Source organism: Kaistia defluvii, assembly GCF_040548815.1.
Classification (GTDB): Bacteria; Pseudomonadota; Alphaproteobacteria; order Rhizobiales; family Kaistiaceae; genus Kaistia; species Kaistia defluvii_A.
Genome location: NZ_JBEPSM010000001.1, coordinates 73,220 through 94,215, shown reverse-complemented (window position 1 = coordinate 94,215; position 20,996 = coordinate 73,220). Strand labels below are relative to the sequence as shown.

At 65.9% G+C, this 20,996-nt stretch carries 24 protein-coding genes; 12 read left to right on the top strand and 12 right to left on the bottom strand.

Features of this window, described 5'->3' with window-relative positions:
• Positions 1-71: 71 nt before the first annotated feature.
• Positions 72-1,061, bottom strand: coding sequence for an acrylyl-CoA reductase (NADPH) (acuI, locus tag ABIE08_RS00480; RefSeq protein ID WP_354547947.1), 990 nt, complete (start codon positions 1,059-1,061; stop codon positions 72-74).
• A gap of 262 nt (positions 1,062-1,323) precedes the next feature.
• On the opposite strand from acuI, the gene ABIE08_RS00475 reads away from it, so the two are divergent.
• A complete protein-coding gene (locus ABIE08_RS00475) occupies positions 1,324-2,208 on the top strand; it encodes a glycine--tRNA ligase subunit alpha (RefSeq protein WP_266332994.1) in 885 nt (294 codons plus the stop codon).
• On the top strand, positions 2,209-4,419 hold the full coding sequence (gene glyS / locus ABIE08_RS00470) for a glycine--tRNA ligase subunit beta (protein ID WP_354547945.1): 2,211 nt from the start codon (positions 2,209-2,211) through the stop codon (positions 4,417-4,419).
• Between the two features lie 375 nt (positions 4,420-4,794).
• Here the strand turns inward: glyS and ABIE08_RS00465 are convergent, their stop codons facing one another.
• Positions 4,795-4,986 carry a hypothetical protein gene (locus ABIE08_RS00465; protein ID WP_354547944.1) on the bottom strand — a complete coding sequence of 64 codons (192 nt, stop codon included), beginning with the start codon at positions 4,984-4,986 and terminating at the stop codon, positions 4,795-4,797.
• Positions 4,987-5,471: 485 nt separating this feature from the next.
• On the opposite strand from ABIE08_RS00465, the gene ABIE08_RS00460 reads away from it, so the two are divergent.
• Positions 5,472-5,828: a hypothetical protein gene (locus ABIE08_RS00460; RefSeq protein WP_354547943.1), complete on the top strand. Its 357-nt coding sequence runs from the start codon at positions 5,472-5,474 to the stop codon at positions 5,826-5,828.
• 38 nt (positions 5,829-5,866) lie between these two features.
• On the opposite strand, the gene ABIE08_RS00455 is transcribed toward ABIE08_RS00460, so the two are convergent.
• The 4 genes from ABIE08_RS00455 to ABIE08_RS00440 all read right to left on the bottom strand — a co-directional run bounded on the left by ABIE08_RS00455 (position 5,867) and on the right by ABIE08_RS00440 (position 8,082).
• A complete protein-coding gene (locus ABIE08_RS00455; RefSeq protein WP_354547942.1) occupies positions 5,867-6,040 on the bottom strand; it encodes a hypothetical protein in 174 nt (57 codons plus the stop codon).
• A 94-nt stretch (positions 6,041-6,134) separates the two neighbouring features.
• On the bottom strand, positions 6,135-7,007 hold the full coding sequence (locus tag ABIE08_RS00450; RefSeq protein ID WP_354547940.1) for a S49 family peptidase: 873 nt from the start codon (positions 7,005-7,007) through the stop codon (positions 6,135-6,137).
• Between the two features lie 13 nt (positions 7,008-7,020).
• The gene (locus ABIE08_RS00445) at positions 7,021-7,851 is read right to left on the bottom strand and encodes a tRNA1(Val) (adenine(37)-N6)-methyltransferase (protein WP_354547938.1); all 831 of its coding nucleotides are present in this window, start codon (positions 7,849-7,851) and stop codon (positions 7,021-7,023) included.
• A 3-nt stretch (positions 7,852-7,854) separates the two neighbouring features.
• Positions 7,855-8,082: a putative signal transducing protein gene (locus ABIE08_RS00440; protein WP_266332986.1), complete on the bottom strand. Its 228-nt coding sequence runs from the start codon at positions 8,080-8,082 to the stop codon at positions 7,855-7,857.
• Positions 8,083-8,308: 226 nt separating this feature from the next.
• On the opposite strand from ABIE08_RS00440, the gene ABIE08_RS00435 reads away from it, so the two are divergent.
• From ABIE08_RS00435 to moaB, 4 genes are all read left to right on the top strand, one after another.
• Positions 8,309-9,328 carry a polyprenyl synthetase family protein gene (locus tag ABIE08_RS00435; RefSeq protein WP_354547936.1) on the top strand — a complete coding sequence of 340 codons (1,020 nt, stop codon included), beginning with the start codon at positions 8,309-8,311 and terminating at the stop codon, positions 9,326-9,328.
• Positions 9,329-9,473: 145 nt separating this feature from the next.
• Positions 9,474-11,513, top strand: a complete 2,040-nt coding sequence (locus ABIE08_RS00430) for a tetratricopeptide repeat protein (RefSeq protein WP_354547934.1) — start codon at positions 9,474-9,476, stop codon at positions 11,511-11,513.
• Positions 11,510-12,424 carry a 4-(cytidine 5'-diphospho)-2-C-methyl-D-erythritol kinase gene (locus ABIE08_RS00425; RefSeq protein ID WP_354547933.1) on the top strand — a complete coding sequence of 305 codons (915 nt, stop codon included), beginning with the start codon at positions 11,510-11,512 and terminating at the stop codon, positions 12,422-12,424. Before ABIE08_RS00430 ends, ABIE08_RS00425 begins: the two co-directional genes overlap by 4 nt.
• A gap of 68 nt (positions 12,425-12,492) precedes the next feature.
• On the top strand, positions 12,493-13,047 hold the full coding sequence (gene moaB / locus ABIE08_RS00420; protein ID WP_354547931.1) for a molybdenum cofactor biosynthesis protein B: 555 nt from the start codon (positions 12,493-12,495) through the stop codon (positions 13,045-13,047).
• Here the strand turns inward: moaB and ABIE08_RS00415 are convergent, their stop codons facing one another.
• Entirely contained in the window at positions 13,048-13,641 is a 594-nt protein-coding gene (locus tag ABIE08_RS00415) for a glycosyltransferase (RefSeq protein ID WP_354547929.1), read from the bottom strand.
• Positions 13,642-13,754: 113 nt separating this feature from the next.
• On the opposite strand from ABIE08_RS00415, the gene ABIE08_RS00410 reads away from it, so the two are divergent.
• The 4 genes from ABIE08_RS00410 to ABIE08_RS00395 all read left to right on the top strand — a co-directional run bounded on the left by ABIE08_RS00410 (position 13,755) and on the right by ABIE08_RS00395 (position 17,516).
• The gene (locus tag ABIE08_RS00410) at positions 13,755-14,894 is read left to right on the top strand and encodes a PA0069 family radical SAM protein (protein WP_354547928.1); all 1,140 of its coding nucleotides are present in this window, start codon (positions 13,755-13,757) and stop codon (positions 14,892-14,894) included.
• 112 nt (positions 14,895-15,006) lie between these two features.
• Positions 15,007-15,762, top strand: coding sequence for an NYN domain-containing protein (locus ABIE08_RS00405; RefSeq protein WP_354547926.1), 756 nt, complete (start codon positions 15,007-15,009; stop codon positions 15,760-15,762).
• Between the two features lie 112 nt (positions 15,763-15,874).
• Positions 15,875-16,660: a hypothetical protein gene (locus ABIE08_RS00400; RefSeq protein WP_354547924.1), complete on the top strand. Its 786-nt coding sequence runs from the start codon at positions 15,875-15,877 to the stop codon at positions 16,658-16,660.
• 145 nt (positions 16,661-16,805) lie between these two features.
• Entirely contained in the window at positions 16,806-17,516 is a 711-nt protein-coding gene (locus ABIE08_RS00395) for a ribonuclease HII (protein WP_354547922.1), read from the top strand.
• Here the strand turns inward: ABIE08_RS00395 and ABIE08_RS00390 are convergent.
• From ABIE08_RS00390 to ABIE08_RS00370, 5 genes are all read right to left on the bottom strand, one after another.
• Entirely contained in the window at positions 17,513-17,998 is a 486-nt protein-coding gene (locus ABIE08_RS00390) for a F0F1 ATP synthase subunit B family protein (RefSeq protein ID WP_354547920.1), read from the bottom strand. The genes ABIE08_RS00395 and ABIE08_RS00390 overlap by 4 nt on opposite strands.
• Before the next feature lie 11 nt (positions 17,999-18,009).
• A complete protein-coding gene (locus ABIE08_RS00385; RefSeq protein ID WP_354547918.1) occupies positions 18,010-18,621 on the bottom strand; it encodes a F0F1 ATP synthase subunit B in 612 nt (203 codons plus the stop codon).
• Positions 18,622-18,713: 92 nt separating this feature from the next.
• The gene (locus ABIE08_RS00380; RefSeq protein WP_266332970.1) at positions 18,714-18,941 is read right to left on the bottom strand and encodes a F0F1 ATP synthase subunit C; all 228 of its coding nucleotides are present in this window, start codon (positions 18,939-18,941) and stop codon (positions 18,714-18,716) included.
• 62 nt (positions 18,942-19,003) lie between these two features.
• Complete coding sequence (locus ABIE08_RS00375; protein WP_354547916.1) at positions 19,004-19,756, bottom strand: F0F1 ATP synthase subunit A; 753 nt, start codon at positions 19,754-19,756, stop codon at positions 19,004-19,006.
• Positions 19,757-19,814: 58 nt separating this feature from the next.
• Positions 19,815-20,207 (bottom strand): AtpZ/AtpI family protein, encoded by a 393-nt coding sequence (locus ABIE08_RS00370; protein WP_354547914.1) that lies wholly within the window; start codon positions 20,205-20,207, stop codon positions 19,815-19,817.
• A 229-nt stretch (positions 20,208-20,436) separates the two neighbouring features.
• Here ABIE08_RS00370 and ABIE08_RS00365 point away from each other — a divergent pair, with 229 nt between their 5' ends.
• A complete protein-coding gene (locus ABIE08_RS00365; protein WP_354547913.1) occupies positions 20,437-20,943 on the top strand; it encodes a DUF721 domain-containing protein in 507 nt (168 codons plus the stop codon).
• Positions 20,944-20,996: the final 53 nt, after the last annotated feature.

The window sequence follows — 20,996 nt, the reverse complement described above, 5'->3', positions numbered from 1 at the left end:
CGCCGAGGGTGAGGAGACGGGGGAGCTGCATTTCTGCGCGAGGATGACGCCGGCGCGGGACGCGAAAAGCCCTACCCGATCTCCACCACCAGACGTCCCCGCACCTTGCCGTCGACGATCTGACGCGCGGCGTCGATGACATCGTCGAAGGCAATCCGCTTCGTCATGGCGGCCAGCTTGGCGCGGTCGAGGTCGCGGTCGAGCCGATCCCAGGCGGCGATGCGGACGGGCTTCGGCACATAGACCGAATCGATACCGTACAAAGTCACGCCGCGCAGGATGAACGGCGCGACGGTGGCCGGGAATTCCATGCCGCCGGCCAGCCCGCAGGCCGCGACCGCGCCGTCATAGCGGATCATCGACAGCAGATTGGCCAGGGTTTGACCGCCGACGACGTCGATCGCGCCGATCCAGCGTTCGCGCGCCAGCGGCTTACCGGGACCGTTCAGCTCCGAGCGCGGTATGATCTCGGCCGCGCCCAGCCCCTTCAGATAGTCTGCCTCCTCCGGCCGGCCCGTCGAGGCGACGACGTGGTAGCCAAGGCCGGCCAGCAGGGCGACGGCGACCGAGCCGACTCCGCCCGCAGCGCCCGTGACGAGCACGGGCCCGGCGGGCGGATGGATGCCGTGGCGCTCCAGCGCCATCACCGCCATCATCGCGGTATAGCCGGCCGTGCCGATCGCCATGCCTTCATCGGGCGAGAAGCCGGAGGGCAGCGAAATCAGCCAGTCGCTCTTCCAGCGTGCCTTTTCGGCCCAGGCGCCCAGGTGCAGTTCGCCGACGCCCCAGCCATTCAACAGCACCCGGTCGCCCGGCTTGAAGCCCGGCGCGGAGGATTGCTCGACGATGCCGACGCCATCGACGCCCGGCACCATGGGAAAGCGGCGCACGACCGGGGCACGGCCCGTGATCGCCAGGCCGTCCTTGTAGTTGACGGTCGAGCGCTCGATGCGCACCGTGACGTCGCCTTCCATCAAATCCGCGTCGCTGAGGGTCGCGAAGCCGACCGACTGGCTGCCGCTCGCATCCCTCTGGATCAGGACGGCCTTGAAGCCGGGCATGGCATGTCTCCTCGGTTCGGTTGCGGGCAAAGCGCTTCCACGATCATAGGAAGTCGAGCCCGCTTCGATAAGGTCGCCGCGACCTGAAAGCGCCGGATCGCGCTTCAACCCTCACCCGCCATCTGCTTCTGCCGACCGGGAATCCCGCGCTTCCTTGACCGGGCGGGCGCCGGGCGATTAGGGTGCGCCGCCTTCGCGTCGCATCACGCCACGCGTCCGAATTTCTCAAGGTTTGCCGGTGTTCGAAACACTTCCTCCCCACATGCGCCCTGACCGGTCCTTCCAGGGCCTGATCCTGACGCTGCAGCGCTTCTGGGCCGATTACGGCTGCGCGATCCTGCAGCCCTATGACATGGAAGTGGGCGCCGGTACCTCGCATCCCTCGACCATGCTGCGATCGCTCGGTCCGAAGCCGTGGAAGGCCGCCTATGTGCAGCCTTCGCGCCGGCCGAAGGACGGCCGCTATGGCGAGAACCCGAACCGGCTGCAGCACTACTACCAGTTCCAGGTGATCCTGAAGCCGAACCCGCCGAACCTGCAGGATCTCTATCTCGACTCGCTGCGCGCCATCGGCATCAACATGGCGCTGCATGACGTGCGCTTCGTCGAGGACGACTGGGAAAACCCGACGCTCGGCGCCTGGGGCCTCGGCTGGGAGTGCTGGTGCGACGGCATGGAAGTGTCGCAGTTCACCTATTTCCAGCAGGTCGCCGGCATCGAGTGCAATCCCGTCTCGGGCGAGCTGACCTACGGCCTCGAACGCCTCGCCATGTATGTGCAGGGCGTCGACAACGTCTATGACCTGAACTTCAACGGCCGCGAGGGCGACGAGAAGGTCACCTATGGCGACGTCTTCAAGCAGGCCGAGCAGGAATATTCGCGGCACAATTTCGAATTCGCCGACACGGAGATCCTCTTCCGCCGCTTCGCCGATTGCGAACGGGAATGCCAGGCGCTGCTCGCCGCCGGCGGCATGACCATGCCGGCCTATGACCAGTGCCTCAAGGCAGGCCACGCCTTTAACCTGCTCGACGCGCGCGGCGTGATCTCGGTCACCGAACGCCAGAGCTACATCCTGCGCGTCCGCGAACTGGCCAAGGCCTGCGGCGCTGCCTGGCTGGAAACCGCAGCCGGGGGAAAAGAATAAATGCCCGATCTTCTGCTTGAACTCTTCTCGGAAGAAATCCCCGCCCGCATGCAGCGCAAGGCGGCGGAAGACCTGAAGAAGCTCGTCACCGACGCGCTCGTCGAGGCAGGCCTGCACTATGAGGGCGCCAAGGCGTTCTCGACGCCGCGCCGCCTCGCCCTCACCGTCAGCGGCATCCCGACGCATTCGGCCGCGACCCATGAGGACCGCAAGGGACCGAAGGTCGGCGCCCCCGACGCCGCGATCCAGGGCTTCTTGCGTGGCGCGGGGCTTACCTCGCTCGACCAGGCGCATATCCACTCGGATCCGAAAAAGGGCGATTTCTACGTCGCCCATATCCACAAGCCGGGCAGCGACACCAAGGACGTGCTCGCCAACGCGATCCCGGCCATCATCCGCTCGTTCCCCTGGCCGAAATCCATGCATTGGGGCACCGGCAAGCTGCAATGGGTGCGCCCTCTGCAGTCGATTGTCTGCACCTTCGGACCGGAGACCGAAGAGCCGGAAGTCATCGATTTCGAGATCGACGGCATCCGCTCGGGCAATATCACCCACGGCCACCGCTTCATCGCGCCGAGCGCGATTCCGGTGAAGCGCTTCGACGATTATGTCGACAAGCTCGACAACGCCTCCGTCATTCTGGATGCCGACCGCCGCAAGGACGTCATCCTGCATGACGCGCGCGACCGGGTGTTCGCGCTCGGGCTGGAACTGGTCGAGGACGAGGGCCTGCTGGAGGAAGTCGCGGGCCTGGTCGAATGGCCGGTGGTTCTGGTCGGGACCTTCGAGGAAGAGTTTCTTTCGATCCCGCCGGAAGTGATCCGCGCCACCATCCGCGCCAACCAGAAGTGCTTCGTCGTCCGCAAGCCCGGCACGACCGAGCTCGCCAACCGCTTCGTGCTGATCTCCAACATCGAGGCGATCGATGGCGGCGAGGCGATCACCGCCGGCAATGGCCGCGTCATCCGCGCCCGCCTGTCGGACGCCAAGTTCTTCTATGACACGGACCTGAAGACCCGCCTCGAGGACCGTCTGCCGAAATTCGACCAGATCGTCTTCCACGAGAAGCTCGGCACGCAGTCGCAGCGCATCCTGCGCCTGCAGAAGCTCGCCGCTGCGATCGCGCCGCTGGTCGGCGCCGATGTCGACAAGGCGAAGCGCGCCGCGCTGCTTGCCAAGACCGACCTCGTCACCGAGGTGGTCGGCGAATTCCCGGAAGTCCAGGGCCTGATGGGGCGCTACTACGCCATCGCGCAGGGCGAGGACGAATCGGTCGCGGCCGCGATCGAGGACCACTACAAGCCACAGGGACCCGGCGACCGCGTGCCGACCGATCCGGTCGCGATCACCGTTGCGCTCGCCGACAAGCTCGACACGCTCACCGGCTTCTGGGCGATCGACGAGAAGCCGACCGGCAGCAAGGACCCCTATGCGCTGCGCCGCGCGGCGCTCGGCGTCATCCGCATCGCGCTGTCGATCCCGGCCAAGCTGCCGCTCAACGTCGCTCTCGCCCATGCGATCGACGGCTATAACGACCAGACCGAATCCGAAGCGCTCACGGATTATGAAGGCGCCCAGAGCCATGTCTCGCGAGACGACGTGGATGGCGAACAGGATCTCGACAACGCGCTGGAGAGCTTCGGCCGCCGGCTGCGCCGCGAGCTCGACGCGAAGACGCCCGAGATCATCGCCGACCTGATCGCCTTCTTCGCCGATCGCCTGAAGGTGCAGCTGCGCGATCAGGGCGCGCGGCACGATCTGGTCGACGCCGTGTTCGCGCTCGGCAATCAGGACGATGTGCAGCTGATCGCCCGCCGCGTCGAGGCGCTGGGCAAGTTCCTCGATACCGAGGACGGCAAGAACCTGCTCGCCGGCTACCGTCGCGCCGCCAACATCCTCAAGGCCGAGGAGAAGAAGGGCGAAAGCTTCGATGGCGCCGTCGATGCCGCCCATCTCCGCCTTTCGGAAGAGCGGGCGCTGCATGTGGCGATCGCCACCGCCCGCGCCGAGGCGGAAGGCGCCGTCGCGCGTGAAGACTATGAAGGCGCCATCGCCGCGCTCGCGCGCCTGCGCGCGCCGGTCGATGCCTTCTTCGAGGCCGTCCTGGTCAATGCCGAGGAGCCGGAGGTCCGCGCCAACCGCCTCCGCCTGCTGAACGCCATCCGCAGCGCCACGCTGACGGTTGCCGACTTCTCGAAAGTCAGCGGCTAGTCCGCCGCGATCCGCCTGGCCCTCCCCCTGGGGAGGGCCAGGTTGCGCCCCACTCTCCTGATGGTGGCAATTCGATCACGCTACGTCACAGCGTTTTGAGGCGCGGAATTCTTGATCTCCTGCGGGAAAGAGAGATCTTCCCGACTTGCCCTCGGCCCGGGGGAAATCCCCCGTTTGAAGCACCTTTGGATCCGATGCGACGCGCGAGCGGCGGGGAGGTCGCTCGGTTTGCACGTCGCTGCCGATGGCATGGGCTCAAGGAGCAATCATCATGGCGACTCAAACCAGACATGCTTCACTTGCTTTCGCTGCCGCCCTTTCCTTGGCCGCAGCGCCCGCATTTGCCGATCAGAACGGATATGGCGGCCCAAAAAGCTATTCAGGTACCGGCGGGTCGTCCTTCACGAGTATGAGCGGATCTTCCTTCTCCAGCATGACGGGAGGGGGGTCCATGTCCCGCTCCCCGTCCTGGGGCAGCGCGACATCCATGCACAGCCCTTCGTCCAGCAGCCATTCCGGTTCGGGATGGCAGGGTGGAACCGGCCAAAGCCCCAAGAACTGGGCCAATAATGGCTCCTGGGGCGGCAACCGGCACCATGGCGTCAAGTGGCCAGGCACTGGTCATTGGCCGCATCATCCCCTGCCCGAACCCGAGCCGACACCGACGCCGACACCCACGCCAACGCCGGTCCCGGTGGCTCCGCTGGCGCGCCTGCTGGGCCTCGGTAGCGGCGGGGGAGCAGCAGCAGCATGCCGGACTACAACTGCTCGATCTACGGCTATGCGAACGCGCCCTGGTATTGCGGACCATCGTCCGGCGGCCAGTAACAGTCTTCGCCGGATCGGTGATTTCCGCTGATCGCGCCGGGGTCGCGAGCTTGTGACCCCGGTCATATTGCCGCTGAGGGGAAAAGACGATGGTGCGCCTGCCATCGGCCGGGCAGACATGCCCGGTGCAGCCTCTCCTCGAAGAGACCGCATGGGCGCGCGGACGACAGGGTGTCGCTCCGGTATTCGCGTCGTCATCGGTGGCAGCTCAAGGGAGCCCCATCATGACGAAACGCCTCGCCCTTTCCATCGCCGCCTTTGCCATCGCCGGCCTGTTCATGGCCGACCTGTCGCCGGCCATCGCCCAGACCGCCGCGCCTTCCCGCACGCCCCCGTCCTCGACCGTTCCTGGTGGACCGGATGGCGGTGATGGCGGCATGCGTTCGGCCAGCTGCGGCGAATACGGTTATGCCAACATGCCGTCGGGCTGCCTGGTCCAGGCCATGGCCTGCGTCTGCCCGAACGACAGCGATCCGAACTACCGGTCGCCTTCCAGCTGCGAAGGAATTACGCGTAACGCCCGCCACGCCGCGGAGCGCAAATGCGCCAACAACACGCGCGCGGTTCGCCGGCTGTTCTGAGACGTCGGTTTTGACCGAAGACTTCGCTACGGAGAGATCTAGTAGCGGTCGTTGGGACGATAGATGCCGGTCACAGGATCCTGAACCAGAGTCGCCATCGGCCGCTTGGCCATGGCGCGCTCTGCTTCGCGCATCCGGACCGCGACGCGTTCGCGCGACTTCATCAGGGTGCGGGCCGTAATGACGCCCAGCGTGCCCAGAAGCGCCAACATCAAAACCTGCAGCATCATCCCAATCCCTTCCCTGTCGAGCCCTTGGCTCGCTCGATCCATCCGCTGAACGATGCCGGGAAAACCCGGCCTGCGCCTAGAGCCCGAACCGGCTCCAATGGGCGCGTTCCTCCAGCGTCGAGACCGCACTGTCCACAATATTGGACGCAATAGCGGCAGAGGCAAGGCCACCGGCTCCACCACCGCCAAACCGCGCCAACACGCCGCGCTTCGGCGCGACCAGGACCATGCGCATCTTGTCGCCGAAACGACCGCGCAGATAGGAGCGCAGGTCGCCGATCCGGTCGATCAGGCCGAGTTCCAGCCCTCGCGTGCCCGACCAGAACGCGCCGGAAAACAGCGTCGGATCATCGGCGAGCCGCTCGCCCCGGCGGGCGCGGACAAGGTCGATGAACATGTCGTGCACGTCGCGCTGCAACGACTTCAGATGCTGGATGTCGGCCTCTTTCTCCGGCTTAAACGGATCGAGCATCGCCTTGCTCTCTCCCGCCGTGTATACGCGGCGCTCGATGCCGATCTTCTCGATCAGCTTCTCGAAACCGAACCCGGCCGAGACCACGCCGATCGACCCCACCACCGAGCTCTGGTCCACGATGATGACGTCGCCGGCCAGCGCGATCAGGTAGCCGCCGGAAGCGGCCACATCCTCGACCCCGACGATGACTTCCTTCTTGTTCTCCTCCGCCAGCGCGCGGATGCGCTTGAAGATCAGATGCGACTGCACCGGCGAACCGCCGGGCGAATTGATCAGGATCCCCACCGCGGGCGCGTTTTTCATCGCAAAGGCGCGCTCCAGCTGCGGCGCCACGCTGGAGAGCGTGAGGCCCGAGCGAAATTGGGAAACGGCGCCGATGACGCCCGAGAGGCGAACCACCGGGACGACCACCTCTTCCTTGCGGAAGCGGGCGGGAAGAACCCTGGAGAGCGAGGCTTTGAGATCCTGGAGCACGGCGATCTGACCTTCACGAAGAACGGGTTGCGGTCTCGCCCCATTGCGGGTCGGACCAGACGGAATGGATATCGGCGATCGACGCACCCTCGCGCAGGATCGCGGCAGGGCCGGCCAGATAGGCGGAGCCGGTGCTGCCGTGCAGGAAGAGACCCGGCAGAAGCCGCATGGCGGCCCGGCTGCCCTTGGTGCCGCGGACCAGAACCCGGCTTGCCGGTTCGCCGGCTCGCGGATGCAGCGGCAGGACCGCCAGGCCACCGAACCGGCCCTCGCAGGCGGCCAGAACCGCCGGCAGGCGGTCGGCGGGCAGGATGGCGGCCAGCGTCCCCTGCTGGCGGACGAGCGCGGCGGCGGCGCGGAACCAATCGTCCAGCCCGCCCGCCTCCAGCACATGCGCGCGGGCGCGGAAATCATCCGGCGAGGCTCGAACGCGCCCCTTGTCATGGAATGGCGGATTCATCAGCGCATGGTCGAAGCTCTCCGGCAGCAGCGCCGCCGCCTTGCGGGCATCGCCGGCCAGGAGATCCACGCCGACGACCTCGACCCGATCGGCGAAGCCGGCATTGGCCGGCCGCTTGAGGGCCCGCTCCGCGCAAGCCAACAGTTCCGCTTCGCGTTCGGCCAGCACCAAGCTGGCGCCCGGGGCCCGCGCCGCGAGCGACAGGCCGGCGACGCCGGCCCCCGCGCCCATGTCGATGATGCGGCCGCGCGCGACGGCACCCATCGCGGCCGCAAGGATGACCGCGTCGAGCCCGGAGCGGTGATGACCGCGCGCCGGCTGGATCGCCTCCACCATGCCGCCCAAGAAGGCGTCGACCGTCGTCTCAAGCGGCACGTCGAGCATCGCCTAGCGTTCCTCCGGCAGTTCGCCACCGACACCGGCGTCGGTCAGCAACTGGCGTGCATCCGCCATCTCCTCGGCGAGGACGAGGACGCGGCGCGGCAGCACGCCGAGCGAACCTTCCATGACGCTCATGTTCTGGTCGACGACCATATGCTCGATGCCGGCATCCCGCAGCAGGGCTTCGACGAAGGAAATCATGACGATGTCGTTGGTACGGATGAGTTCTTCCATGTCCCCTCAAGGGTTGTCGACGGCGATATACCGTCTCGCCAAGCCTAAGGCCGGCCGGGCCTGGCAGCAATGCGGCTGGCATCGTCGCAACGTTCGTCCTGCATCGCAGCAAGAAAAGCCGCAATCGGCGACTTGGTTGCCTGCGTGAGCCATCGTGTCACTTGTTCCGATCCCGCTCGCCCCCTATTGTCCCCCGCGAAACAGAGGCGAACCGGGAGCGTTGCCCGTGGGATTGGTAGTTCCGCTCGACGAGAGCAAGAAGAAGGGCGCAGCCCGGATCGAGCCTCTCGTCGCGCTAGTATCGGCCGACATGGATCTGGTGAACCAGATCATCCTGTCCAAGGCCGGATCTGATGTGGAGATGATCCCCGAGGTCGCCCAGCATCTTATTTCCTCCGGCGGCAAGCGCCTGCGCCCGATGCTGACGCTCGCGGCGGCGCGCATGTCCGGCTATCACGGCGATGCGCATGTGAAGCTCGCGGCCAGCGTCGAGTTCATGCATACGGCGACGCTGCTGCACGACGACGTCGTCGACGAGAGCGAATTGCGGCGCGGCAAGCAGACGGCGCGGATGGTCTGGGGCAACCAGGCCAGCGTGCTGGTCGGCGACTTCCTGCTCGGCCAGGCCTTCCGCATGATGGTCGAGGTAGGCTCGCTCGACGCGCTCGACGTCCTCTCGGCTGCCGCCACGGTGATTGCCGAGGGCGAAGTGATGCAGCTCTCGGCCGCCAAGAACATGGCGACGACCGAAGACGAATATCTGGCCGTGATCAAGGCCAAGACGGCGGCGCTGTTCTCGGCCGCTGCCGAAGTGGGTCCGATCATCGCCGACAAGGGCCGCGATGCCCGCGCCGCCTTCCGCTCCTACGGCACCAATCTCGGCCTCGCCTTCCAGCTGATCGACGATGCGCTCGACTATGGCGGCAACTCGGCCGAGCTCGGCAAGAAGGTCGGCGACGATTTCCGCGAGGGCAAGATCACGCTTCCGGTCGTGCTGGCCTATCGGCGCGGCTCGGAAGCCGAGCGTGCCTTCTGGCAGCGTACGCTCGAAAAGGGCGACATCCAGGACGGCGATCTGGAAAAAGCAATCGCGCTGCTTCGCTCGCACAAGACCATCGACGAGACGATCGAGCGCGCCCGCCATTTTGGCTCGGTCGCGCGCGACGCGCTAGCCACCTTCCCGGACAGCGGCTGGAAGTCCTCGCTGCTGGAAGTCATCGACTTTTGCATCGAGCGGGCGCACTGACGAACGTGGCGAGGGAACGCGTAGCGCCCCGGCTGCCATGAGTTCATTCGCCACGGGTTGCGGGGTGGTCGCAAAAGCGCCATCCTCTTTGGCCAGCCTCGGGATCGAGGTTCTATACCAACACTGGGTATCAGACAGGATTTCGATGCGCCGCACGCTGCCTTCCCTTGTCCGCCCGCTTCGCTCCGCGGCCATCTGCCTTGCCCTGCTCGCCAGCACCAGCCTTCTGGCCGGCGCGGCGGCCCGGGCCGAGACGTCCGTGTCCGACTTGCTCGACGACGCGATGCCCACGCTGACGGGCAGCTACCTGGCCGCTTTGAGCGCAATCTCCGCCCAGGACTACGATTCGGCGACCGCGCTGTTCGAGGAGGCGCTGAGCCAGGATCCGGACAATCCGATCCTGATGGAGCGGACCTTCACGCTGCTGATCGCCAATGGCCATATTGACCGGGCCATCCCGCTGGCCGAACGGCTGGTCGAGCTGAACCCCGAAATGCGCATGGGCCAGATGGTCCTCGGCGTGAAGGCGCTCAAGTCGAAGAAATTCGCCGAAGCCGGCAAGCATCTCGGCAAGAGCGAGCGCGGCCCCCTCGCCAACATCTCGTCCGGCCTGCTTTCGGCCTGGGCGGCGCAGGGCCAGGGCGAGACCGACGCGGCGCTCAAGATCGTCGAGACGCTGCAAGGCCCCGAATGGTATTCGGTGTTCAAGAATTTCAACATCGCGCTGATCAACGAGAATGCCGGCCGCACCGACGCGGCGCTCAAGGCGATCACCGCCGCCTATGAGGCCGAAGGCGGCTCGCTGCGCGTCACCGAAGCCTATGCCCGGATGATGGCGAGGGCCGGCAAGATCGACGAGGCGAAGCAGGCGCTCGACCGCTTTACCCAGAACAGCGTTGGCCACCCGCTGGTCGCCGCGCTGCAGAAGGACGTCGCTTCCGGCCGGAAGCCCGCCCCGATGGTGCGCAACGCCCAGGAAGGCGCCGGCGAAGTCCTCTACGGTCTCGGCTCGGCGATCGGCAGCGAGAATGGCGGCGCCGACTTGGCGACGATCTATCTGCGTCTGGCGAACTACCTGCAGCCGACCAACGAACTCGTGATCATGGCGCTCGGCGACCTGACGCAGAACGCGCAGCGCTTCGAGCGCTCGATCCCGATCTTCGACAAGGTCCCCAAGACCTCGCCGCTGCGGCGCAATGCCGACCTCCAGGTCGCACTCAGCCTCGACGCGGCCGGCAAGCCGGACCTGGCCATCAAGCGCCTCAAGAGCCTGATCGCCGCCAACCCGCGCGACATCGACGCCCTGACCACCCTGGCGACGATCAACCGCACGGCCAAGCGCTATGACGAGGCGGCCAAGCTCTATACCCGGGCGATCGATGCGATCACCGAGGACAATCCCCGCAACTGGCTGATCTACTATTTCCGCGGCATCGCCTATGAGCGCGCGCAGCAATGGCAGAAGGCCGAGGCCGATTTCCTCAAGGCGCTGGAAATCACCCCGGAAGAGCCGCAGGTACTGAACTATCTCGGCTATAGCTGGATCGATCGCGGCCTCAATCTCGACCGCGCCACCGACATGATCAAGAAGGCGGTCGAGCTGCGCCCGAATGACGGCTACATCGTCGATAGCCTGGGCTGGGCCTACTACAAGCAGAACAAGTTCGAGGAGGCGGTTGCCCAGCTCGAGCGCGCCATCACGATCAAGGCCGACGACGCCACCATCAACGACCATCTCGGCGACGCTTACTGGAAGGTCGGGCGCAAGCTCGAAGCGACGTTCCAGTGGGCGCATGCGCGCGACCTGAACCCCGAGCCGGCCGACAAGGCGCGTATCCTCGCCAAGCTGGCCAAGGGGCTCGACAAGGTCGAAGCCGAAGAGAAGGCCGCGGCTGCCCCTGGCGGCGACGCAGCCAAGGGCGACGCGGCAAAGACCGAGTCGGCCAAGCCGGAGCCCGCCAAGGCAGATTCCGCTACCGACAAGACAGCTTCGCCGCATGCCGAGGGTCCGAGCCGGATCACGATCAGCGCCGGCGACAGCCTGTGGAAGATTGCGCTCAAGGTCTATGGCGACGGCGAGCTCTACAGCCGGCTGATCGACGCCAACCGTGACAAGCTGCCCAACCCGAACGTCATCGTTCCGGGCCTGGTCATCGACATTCCGCAGTTCGACACGGCGCAGTGACCGCAGACGACCGGAGCGGCGCCGAGCCCGGCTCCGCGCTCGGATCGGCCTTCGCTCCGGCGAAGGTCAATCTCGCCTTGCACGTCACCGGCCGGCGCGCCGATGGCTATCATCGCCTGGACAGCCTCGTTGCGTTCGCGGCGATCGGCGACACCATCGAGGCGATCGCCGACCCGGCCGCCACCGAACCTTCCCTCGCCATCCAGGGTCCATTCGCGTCTGGTCTCGCAATCGAGCCGGACAATCTCGTCCTGCGGGCTGCGCGCGTCCATGCCGCGGCCGGCGGCCGTATCGACGGCCTGGCCCTGCGCCTTACCAAGCGGCTGCCCGTCGCATCCGGGATCGGCGGCGGATCGGCCGACGCGGCGGCAACGCTCCGCCTGCTGGGCGCGATATCTCCCCTCCCCGACGCGCGCGCCAGCGAGCTTGCGGCCCTCGCGGCATCGCTTGGCGCCGACGTGCCGATGTGCCTGCTCTCGACGCCGGCGCGCGCCAGCGGCATTGGCGAGATCCTCGAGCCGGTGCCCGGCCTGCCCGCCCTGCCGATGCTGCTGGTGAACCCCGGCATCGCCGTCTCGACGCCGGCCGTCTTCAAGCGGCTCGAACGGGCCAACAATCCGGCGCTTCCGCCTATTCCCTCCGCCTTCGCCGATAGTGCCGCAGTGGCGGAATGGCTTCGCGCGACGCGCAATGACCTCGAGGCCCCGGCCATCGCGGCCCTGCCGCCAATCGCCGATGTGATCGCCAGGGTCGAGGCCGAGCCGGGATGTTTGCTGGCGCGAATGTCAGGGTCCGGCGCCACAGTCTTTGGACTTTTCCCCGATGCCGCCAGCGTGGACCGGGCCGCCGCGCGGATACGCGCCGATCATCCCGCATGGTGGGTCGTCTCGACCCGGACGGCTGCGTCCTAGCCGCCACTATCCTCTCCGCCCGGCGCGGTCTATGTCTGGTCCCGAGACATGCGACCGAGGATCCAGCCATGGCCACGCCCGACGAGAGCCTCCCCTTCATTGCCGTCCGCTTCGCCGTGCTGACCGTCTCGGACACGCGCTCGCTGGAGGACGACAAGTCCGGCAAGATCCTGGCCGACCGCATCCTGGAGGCCGGCCATATCCTGTCCGTGCGCGCGATCGTTCCCGATGACATCGACGAGATCCGGACCATCGTCACCTGCTGGATCGAGGACCCCGAGATCGACGTGATCATTACAACGGGCGGAACCGGCTTCACCGGCCGCGACATCACGCCGGACGCCGTCGAGCCCTTGTTCGAAAAGCGGATGGACGGCTTCTCCGCCGTCTTTCACCGGATCAGCTACGACAAGATCGGCACGTCCACAATCCAGTCGCGCGCCACGGCCGGCGTCGCCAACTCGACCTTCATCTTCGCCATTCCGGGATCGCCCGGCGCCTGCAAGGATGCCTGGGACGGGATTATCCGCGTGCAGTTCGACTATCGCAGCCGGCCCTGCAATTTCGTCGAGATCATGCCCCGCCTGGACGAACACCTGAAGCGCGGCAAGCTGAAGGGCTGATCATGCGACCGCTGCGCGCGACACGGCACGCGACCGCAGGAAGGACAGCCGGGCCCGCCCGATGCGACGGGCTAAATCGCCGTCGACATTGCCGGGCCTGGCCCGATGGCCGCCGACCGTGCGGTAGAGGCTGGCCGAGACCAGAAGCCCTTCCATGCGCGAGGGCGACGCGAACAGGCGCGAGCGAACCGAGGCACGGATTTCCGACAGCCGCGCCCGCCAGCCGAAGCCGGCATTGGCATGACGGAACGAGGCGGCGCGATTGGCCCCTGCCCCCGACATCGCCAGACGATCGATGAAGTCGCGCGCCTCGCGCTGCCAGCCGGGCTCCAGCATCACGTCGGGCGACAGGAACAGCAGCCAGTCGGAACGCGCCTTGGCGGCGCCCGCCGCCAGGTCCGCGCCGCGATCGCCGGTACCGGGGAGGATCTTGCAGCCGGCCGCATCCGCGACCGCCAGCGTGTCGTCCGTCGAGCGCGCATCGACCACGATCACTTCGCGCACCATGCCATCGGCCGCAGCCGGGACCAGTGCCGCCAGCGCATGCGCCAACGCCATTTCATCATTGTGAGTGGAAAGGATCACGCTGATCATCATTTCGATCTTAAACCGAGTTTTTTGCGACTGCGAGACGAATCCACCGAGACGTTGCGTCGCAAGACATAACGTTCTTGTTTTGTTCCCGCTGTGAGCGTATGAATCGTTGCATGTCGCTCGCCCGCTCCCTCCCCCCGCATCTCGACCCGCTGCTCCTGTCGACGGACCAGACCCATGCCGCGTCGATCGATCCTGACCGTCGACGCGGACGGGGCGCCCAGAGCAACAGCTCTGGGCGCTTTGAAAAATTCCAGTCCATCCCCTTCGACGATGGCTGGCAGACCCTGGATGAACTGCCGCCGTTCAAGACGGAAGTGATGCCGGAGAAGGCGAAGACGATCATCACGCGAAACGATTCGCCGGATCTCGCCTTCGACCGGTCGATCAACCCCTATCGCGGCTGCGAGCATGGCTGCTCCTACTGCTTCGCCCGGCCGACGCACGCCTATATGGGCCTGTCGCCGGGGCTCGATTTCGAATCGAAGCTTTTCTACAAGCCGGACGCCGCCAAGCTGCTGGAAAAGGAGCTTTCCGACCCCGGCTACAAGCCGCGCACGATCGCCATCGGGACCAATACTGACCCGTATCAGCCGATCGAGCGGCAGCACCGGATGATGCGTGACATCCTCGAGGTTCTGGACCACTTCAACCATCCCGTCGGCATCGTGACGAAGTCGGCGCTGGTGCTGCGCGACGTCGACATTCTCGGGCGGATGGCGGAGCGCGGCTTGGCCAAGGTGGCGCTGTCGATCACGACGCTCGACCGCCAGCTGGCGCGCACGATGGAGCCGCGCGCCGCCACGCCCGGCCGCCGGCTCGACGCGCTGCGCGGCCTGGCGGATGCCGGCGTCCCCGTCGGCGTCCTGGTCGCCCCGGTCATTCCCGCCCTCAATGATTCGGAGATCGAGCGCATTCTCGACGCCGCCGTCGCCGCCGGGGCGACGGAAGCCGGTTATGTGATCCTGCGCCTGCCGCTCGAGGTGAGCGAGATCTTCAAGGAATGGCTGCTGCGCCACTATCCCGACCGCTTCCGCCATGTCCTCTCGGTCCTGCGCTCGATGCGCGGCGGCAAGGATTACGATTCGGAGTTCGGCAAGCGGCAGAAGGGCGAAGGCCCCTATGCCTGGCAGATCGGCCGCCGCTTCGAGATCGCGGCGCAGCGCCTCGGGCTGAACCGCCGCCACCTGAAGCTTCGCACGGACCTGTTTTCCCCACCTCGCGAGGCCCCGGCGCAGCTCAGCCTGTTCTAGTCACGGCGCTCTCCGACGCCATCTATGGTAACAAGGGCGATCTGGCGCGCGGGTGGCAGGCGCTCGGCGTCTTCGTCCATCGGCCGCCCTCATGCGACGATCGGAGTGAGAATTGGCAGAACAACTTCCCGGGGCGACGCAGAAGCTCGCTCTGCTGATCGATGCCGACAATGTCCGGGCCGACTTCCTTCCGATCATCATTCGCGAAGCCTCGACCATCGGCCGCGTCGTCATCCGCCGCGTCTATGGCCACTTCGCCTCCAGCGCGATGAACCAGTGGCAGCCGCTGCTGCATTCGCATGCGCTTACGCCGGTCCATGTGCCGCCGGCCGCTGTCGGCAAGAACGCGACCGACATGAAGCTCGCTATCGAGGCGATGGACATGCTGCACGAGAAGGGGCTAGACGGCTTCTGCATCGCGTCCAGCGACAGCGATTTCACGACTTTGGCGAGCCGGATCCGCGAGGACGGCCTGGTCGTCTATGGCTTTGGAGAGCAGAAATCGACCAAGCCCTATGTCGCCGCCTGCGACCGCTTTTTCTACTGCGACCTGCTGCTGGCCGAAGAGCGGCAGGAGAAGAATGACGGACCGGCGGCCAAGGCAGCCAAGCAGCCGGCCAAGAGCGCCCCTCGCCTGCCGCGCGACGAGATCTTCGCGGCGATCGAGGACGTGTCCGGCGACGATGGCTGGGCGCATCTCGGCCCGGTCGGCCAGATCCTGTTCAAGCGCATGCCCGATTTCGACCCGCGCAATTACGGCTTCCGCAAGCTCGTCGACTTGATGGAGACGGTTGCCGGCGTCGAGGTGCGACGCGTCGACCTGGAAGCGGGCGGCCGCGCCGTGATGATCCGGCTCAAGGTGAAATAGCGAAGGCCCGTGTTGGCAGGCGAAGCGCAGCGCGCGGCGGCCGGATGGCATTGCGGCGCGCTGCTTTGCTGACTAACATACTCACAATTGTATCCATCTTGTGGGGGCGACCGTGCTCAAGTCCACGACAACCGATCTCGACTATCTGGTCAGCCACATCGCCCAGGCGGTCCGCTCTGCCGAAGCGTTCGACGATCCGTTCTATCATCTGGTGCTGGACGGGATCTTTCCGGCCGATGTCTATGCCGAGATGCAGGAACTGATGCCGTCGGCCGGCCATTTCCGCGCGCTGGCCGGCCGGGGCAACGTCAACATCCGCGACGACGGCAGCGCCACGCGGGTCAAGGTCGACCTGTTCCCGGAATATCTGCGCCATCTCGAAGGCCGCCGGAAGGTCCTCTGGAACCTGGTCGGGGCCGCGCTGTGCTCGGTTCCCGTCCGCGATGCCTTCGTCGAGCGGCTGGAGCCCGGCCTCAAGCGTCGCTTCGGCAGCGCCTACAAGGCGACGGATTTCTTCCCGATCCCGATGCTCACGCGCGACACCTCCGGCTACCGGATCAAGGAACACACCGATACGCGCTGGAAGGGCATCACCGTCCAGATGTACCTGCCGCGCGACGAATCGCTGAACGGCGTCGGCACCGTGTTTTCCTCGCGCGAGCCCGAGGGTGGCTTCACCCGGGTGAAGCAGATGGAGTTCATCCCGAACCACGGCTATGCCTTCGCGGTCGGCGACAACACCTGGCATTCGGTCGACCCCACGGGCGTGCTGCCGACTTCGCGCGACAGCATCCTGCACACCTATTTCGTCGACCAGACCGCCTTCGAGAAGGCGCGCAATCGCGGCAAGCGGGTCGGCAATTTCATCAAGAACGAGTTCCGCCAGTTGGTTGGCTGAATTCGGCCCACAGCGGCGCAGTCCTGGATTCGAAGGCGTCGGGGCAACCCGGCGCCTTTTTCCATTCGGCCACGGCTCGCCTGCGTCGTCAGGCGCGACGCCGGCCGCGCTTGCATTCGTCCGCCGCCTCGGGGATTTTGCCGGAATGGCACGCGCATCCGAATCACAGCTTCTGTTCGAAATTCCGCCCGTCCCAACCGACGCGATCGAACGACGCCTGCGCCGGGCCGGCCACAAGGCCATTGCCGGGGTCGACGAAGTCGGCCGCGGTCCGCTCGCCGGCCCTGTGGTCGCGGCGGCGGTCATCCTCGATCCCAAGCGCATTCCCGACGGGCTGAACGATTCGAAGAAGCTGACGCCCGCGGCGCGCGAAGCGCTGTTCGAGCAGATCATGGCCACGGCGCATGTCTCCGTGGTCGCGGCGTCCGTGCTCCGGATCGATACGACCAACATCCGCCAGGCAACGCTCTGGGCGATGGCCCGAGCCGTCAACGGCCTGTCTCATCTCGCCGACCACGTCATCGTGGACGGTATCGACGTGCCGCCTGGCCTCGCCTGCCGGGGCGAGGCGTTCGTCAAGGGCGATGGACGCTCCGTGTCGATCGCGGCCGCCTCGATCGTCGCCAAGGTCTCGCGCGACCGGATGATGGTCCGCGCCGCCGCGCATTACCCCGATTACGGTTTCGAGCGCCATGTCGGATATGGCACGGCGGTTCATCTCGCCGCGCTGGCAAGCCTCGGCGCCTGCCCGCTGCACCGCACCAGCTTCGCGCCGGTGCGCGCCGTGCTCGCAAACGAAAACGCCGCCGGCATGGCCGACGGCGTTGACTGTCTCGACGAGGAATTCCTCGTTTAGTTCAGGCGGTTCTTCACGTCGGCGATCGACGAGGCAACCATCTCGGCGCCGGCCGCGCCCTTGAGCTTGGCCGACAGGATCTTCTCGGCAGCCGCAATCGCGACATCGGCAGAAAGCGCCTTCACTTCCTGCAGAGCCTGATGCTCGGCCTGGGTGATCTTGTCCTCGGCCATCTTGGTGCGGCGCGTGACGTAATCTTCCATCTGGACCTTCGCCTCATCGGCCAGTGCCGCGGCTTCGCGACGTGCCTTCTCGACGATGGTCTGAGCCTCGGCCTCGGCCTCGCGAGCCCGCTTCTGGTAGTCGGCGAGCAGAGCCGCCGCTTCCTCGCGGAGACGCTTGGCGTCGTCCAGGTCCTTGGCAATGCTCTCGGAACGCTTGTCGAGCGCCTTGCCAATGGTCGTGTGCACACCGACGAAAGCCAGCAGCACGAAGAAAAGGATCAGGCCGACAAGGGCGAAAAAGGAAGCATCGATATGCATGGTCCTGCCCCTTACTTCGACGAAACGGAAGAGACGGCGGCTGCCACCTCGTCCGAGCTCGGCTGCTGTCCGGAAAGCGCCGCGACAACGGCTGCGGCGGTTTCTTCGGCGATCGCGCCGACATCGCCGAGCGCCTTTGCCTTGATCTCGCCGATCCGGGCTTCGGCTTCCTCGAGCTTCGCGCTGAGCGAGGACTCGATATCGGCACGCTGCTTGACGGCGGCGGCCTTCGCCTCGTCCGTGCCGGCCTGCGCGATGGCGTGGGCGGCGGTACGTGCGTCGGCCAGAGCCTTCTCATAGGTGCCGAGTGCCTTGTCGGACTCGACGCGAAGGCGCTGGGCTTCTTCCAGATCGCCGGAGATCCGCGCTGCGCGGCCCTCGACGATGGTGCTGAGCCGCGGCACCAGGAAGCGCTTCATCAGCAGATAGAGCAGGCCGAAGAAGATCACATACCAAAGGATCTGCGACGGGTACTTCTGCGTGTCGAAGGGTGGGAACGGTGCCTTCACCCCTGCCTCGTGCCCGACCTCGGTATGTGTCTCAGTCGGCGCCGGCGGAACGACGGCAGGCGCCGGCGCGGGCGCGGCATCCTGTGCGTGGGCAGGCGAGATGAACCAAGTCATCGAAGACCCCAGATCGTAAACTAAAACACATGCGACGGCACGAGGCCGCCGCATGAGGCTTCACCCGGCCGCCCGAAGACGGCCTGACGGGATCAGACCACGAAGAGCAGGAGCAGAGCGACGAGCAGCGAGAAAATGCCGAGCGCTTCCGTCACGGCGAAGCCGAGGATGAGGCGACCGAACTGGCCGTCAGCAGCCGACGGATTGCGCAGCGCGCCCGTCAGGTAGCTCGAGAAGATGTTGCCGAGGGCGAGAGCCGTTCCGGCCATGCCGAAGCAGGCAAGACCAGCACCGATGAACTTTGCAGCTTCCGCTTCCATTTTATGCTCCTTGAAGTCGTAATTTCGGGTTGGAAGAACGTGTACCTTCGCCGACCTGCTGATCAATGCCCGGGATGGAGGGCGTCGTTCAGATACATGCAGGTAAGGACCGTGAAGATGTAGGCCTGGAGGAATGCCACCAGGAATTCGAGAGCCGTCAGGCCGACCGTCATGGCCAGCGGCAGGATCGCGCCGCCGACGCCGATGGCGCCGAGCGAGGCCATGCTGGCAACGAAGCCGGCGAAGACCTTGAGCGTGATGTGACCGGCAAGCATGTTGCCGAAGAGACGAACCGAAAGGCTGATCGGGCGGGACAGGAACGAGATGATCTCGATCGCCGACACCAGCGGCACGACCGCCATCGGAACGCCATGCGGCACGAACAGGCCGAGGAAGCCGAAGCCATGGCGCATGAAGCCATAGACAACCACGGTCAGCATGACCGTCATCGCCAGGGCGAAGGTCACGATGATCTGGCTGGTCGCCGTCATGAAATAGGGGAACATTCCGAAGAAGTTCGCCACCAGGATGAACATGAACAGCGAGAATACGAGGGGGAAGAACCGCATCCCCTCCTTGCCGGCGCTCGATCGGAGCGTGTTGGCAACGAACTCATAGGCCAGTTCCGCGACCGACTGCAGCCGGCCCGGGATCAGGCTCGCCTTCGACGTCGCGAGCAGGATGAAACCCGTCACGATGGCGACCGTCGCCCCCATGGCGAAAGCGGAGTTGGTGAAATGGAATTCCATTCCGCCGAACTGGCCGAGCGGGAAATATTCCTGAATGTGAAACTGATGGATCGGATCGTTAGCCACCGAGCCCGCCTTCTTCGCCTGAGTCTGACCGCAGCCTGTGCCGCGACCCTATGGATACCTACTTCTTCTTAGCCCGGCTCGACACCTGCCGGGCTTCCGGCGGCGCAACTTTGCCGACCGCGCGCAAGACGTTCAGGACGCCCGCGACGAACCCAAGCAGCAAGAGCACGATCATCCCCCAGGGGGACGTACCAAGCCAGCGGTCGAACAACCAGCCAAGTCCGGCACCGACCAGCACGCCCGAGACGAACTCTCCAACGATCCGAAACGCCAGGCGCATCCCCTGCGCATTGACTTCGTTCGATGGTTGAGCCCGTTCGGCTGCCTTCGCTTCCTCAGACGCCTTATCCAGCTTCTGACTTAGCGCGCGCAGCCTCGCCGATAGCGCGGCTTCGTCCTCAGCCATACGCTTGATCGTCTCTTCGTCACCCGGCGAACCCGTGTCGCTCATCGCGTCATCCTTGCCAAGTGCCGAGAAAGCCTCACAAAGCTTATTACCGCCCCGAAACCGCGCGCACCATAGTGACGCCTCCAACCCGTGTCAAGAAGCCGGAATTCATTCGTAACGCCTTGATTTTATTGGAATTAATCAAATCGATGCTGAGACGTTTTATCGGAATCAGCGAATCCCTGACGGGCGGCACGTTCACAGCGCCCCGCCATCGTGCGACAAGACGACCATGAGCGACAATACCAACCCCAAGGTCAACCGCGGGCCGCGATCGATCGGCGCGCTGATCGCCAGCGTGATTGCGCCGGTCTGCGCCAAGCGCGGCTTCGCCACCGCCGATCTGATCTCGTCCTGGGCTGACATCGTCGGTCCGCGCTACGCGACGACCACAATGCCGGAAAAGATCACCTGGCCGCGGCGCGACCAGGCCAAGGCGCCGTCCGGCGCGACGCTGGTCATCCGGGTCGATTCGGGCATGGCGATCTATCTGCAGCACGAGACCGGCGTGATTCTCGACCGGATCAACGGATTTCTGGGTTTCGGCGCGGTGTCGCAGCTCAAGATCGTGCAGGGCGTCGTCGCCACGCCGCGCAAGGCCACGGTGGCGCCCGCCCCGCTTTCCAAAGCCGATGAAGCCCGCGTCGTCGATACCGTTGCCTCCGTCGAGAGCGAGGGATTGCGCCAGGCGCTCGAGCGCCTGGGTCGCGGCGTCTACGGCGCCTCCCGGCGGTCCTGAGCGTCGCTGGCAAGGGCCGGCGTGTTCAACTTAACGAGAAACGCCACATTTGA

Excerpts from the sequence above, each read along its gene's own strand:
- glyS (WP_354547945.1), top strand. The coding sequence starts at position 2,209 with ATGCCCGATCTTCTGCTTGAACTCTTCTCGGAAGAAATCCCCGCCCGC.
- ABIE08_RS00370 (WP_354547914.1), bottom strand. The coding sequence starts at position 20,207 with ATGAGCGACACGGGTTCGCCGGGTGACGAAGAGACGATCAAGCGTATG.
- ABIE08_RS00380 (WP_266332970.1), bottom strand. The coding sequence starts at position 18,941 with ATGGAAGCGGAAGCTGCAAAGTTCATCGGTGCTGGTCTTGCCTGCTTC.
- ABIE08_RS00440 (WP_266332986.1), bottom strand. The coding sequence starts at position 8,082 with ATGGAAGAACTCATCCGTACCAACGACATCGTCATGATTTCCTTCGTC.
- ABIE08_RS00390 (WP_354547920.1), bottom strand. The coding sequence starts at position 17,998 with ATGCATATCGATGCTTCCTTTTTCGCCCTTGTCGGCCTGATCCTTTTC.
- ABIE08_RS00365 (WP_354547913.1), top strand. The coding sequence starts at position 20,437 with ATGAGCGACAATACCAACCCCAAGGTCAACCGCGGGCCGCGATCGATC.
- moaB (WP_354547931.1), top strand. The coding sequence starts at position 12,493 with ATGGCCACGCCCGACGAGAGCCTCCCCTTCATTGCCGTCCGCTTCGCC.
- ABIE08_RS00430 (WP_354547934.1), top strand. The coding sequence starts at position 9,474 with ATGCGCCGCACGCTGCCTTCCCTTGTCCGCCCGCTTCGCTCCGCGGCC.
- acuI (WP_354547947.1), bottom strand. The coding sequence starts at position 1,061 with ATGCCCGGCTTCAAGGCCGTCCTGATCCAGAGGGATGCGAGCGGCAGC.
- ABIE08_RS00475 (WP_266332994.1), top strand. The coding sequence starts at position 1,324 with ATGCGCCCTGACCGGTCCTTCCAGGGCCTGATCCTGACGCTGCAGCGC.
- ABIE08_RS00455 (WP_354547942.1), bottom strand. The coding sequence starts at position 6,040 with ATGTTGGCGCTTCTGGGCACGCTGGGCGTCATTACGGCCCGCACCCTG.
- ABIE08_RS00410 (WP_354547928.1), top strand. The coding sequence starts at position 13,755 with ATGTCGCTCGCCCGCTCCCTCCCCCCGCATCTCGACCCGCTGCTCCTG.
- ABIE08_RS00445 (WP_354547938.1), bottom strand. The coding sequence starts at position 7,851 with ATGCTCGACGTGCCGCTTGAGACGACGGTCGACGCCTTCTTGGGCGGC.
- ABIE08_RS00415 (WP_354547929.1), bottom strand. The coding sequence starts at position 13,641 with ATGATCAGCGTGATCCTTTCCACTCACAATGATGAAATGGCGTTGGCG.
- ABIE08_RS00460 (WP_354547943.1), top strand. The coding sequence starts at position 5,472 with ATGACGAAACGCCTCGCCCTTTCCATCGCCGCCTTTGCCATCGCCGGC.
- ABIE08_RS00385 (WP_354547918.1), bottom strand. The coding sequence starts at position 18,621 with ATGACTTGGTTCATCTCGCCTGCCCACGCACAGGATGCCGCGCCCGCG.
- ABIE08_RS00395 (WP_354547922.1), top strand. The coding sequence starts at position 16,806 with ATGGCACGCGCATCCGAATCACAGCTTCTGTTCGAAATTCCGCCCGTC.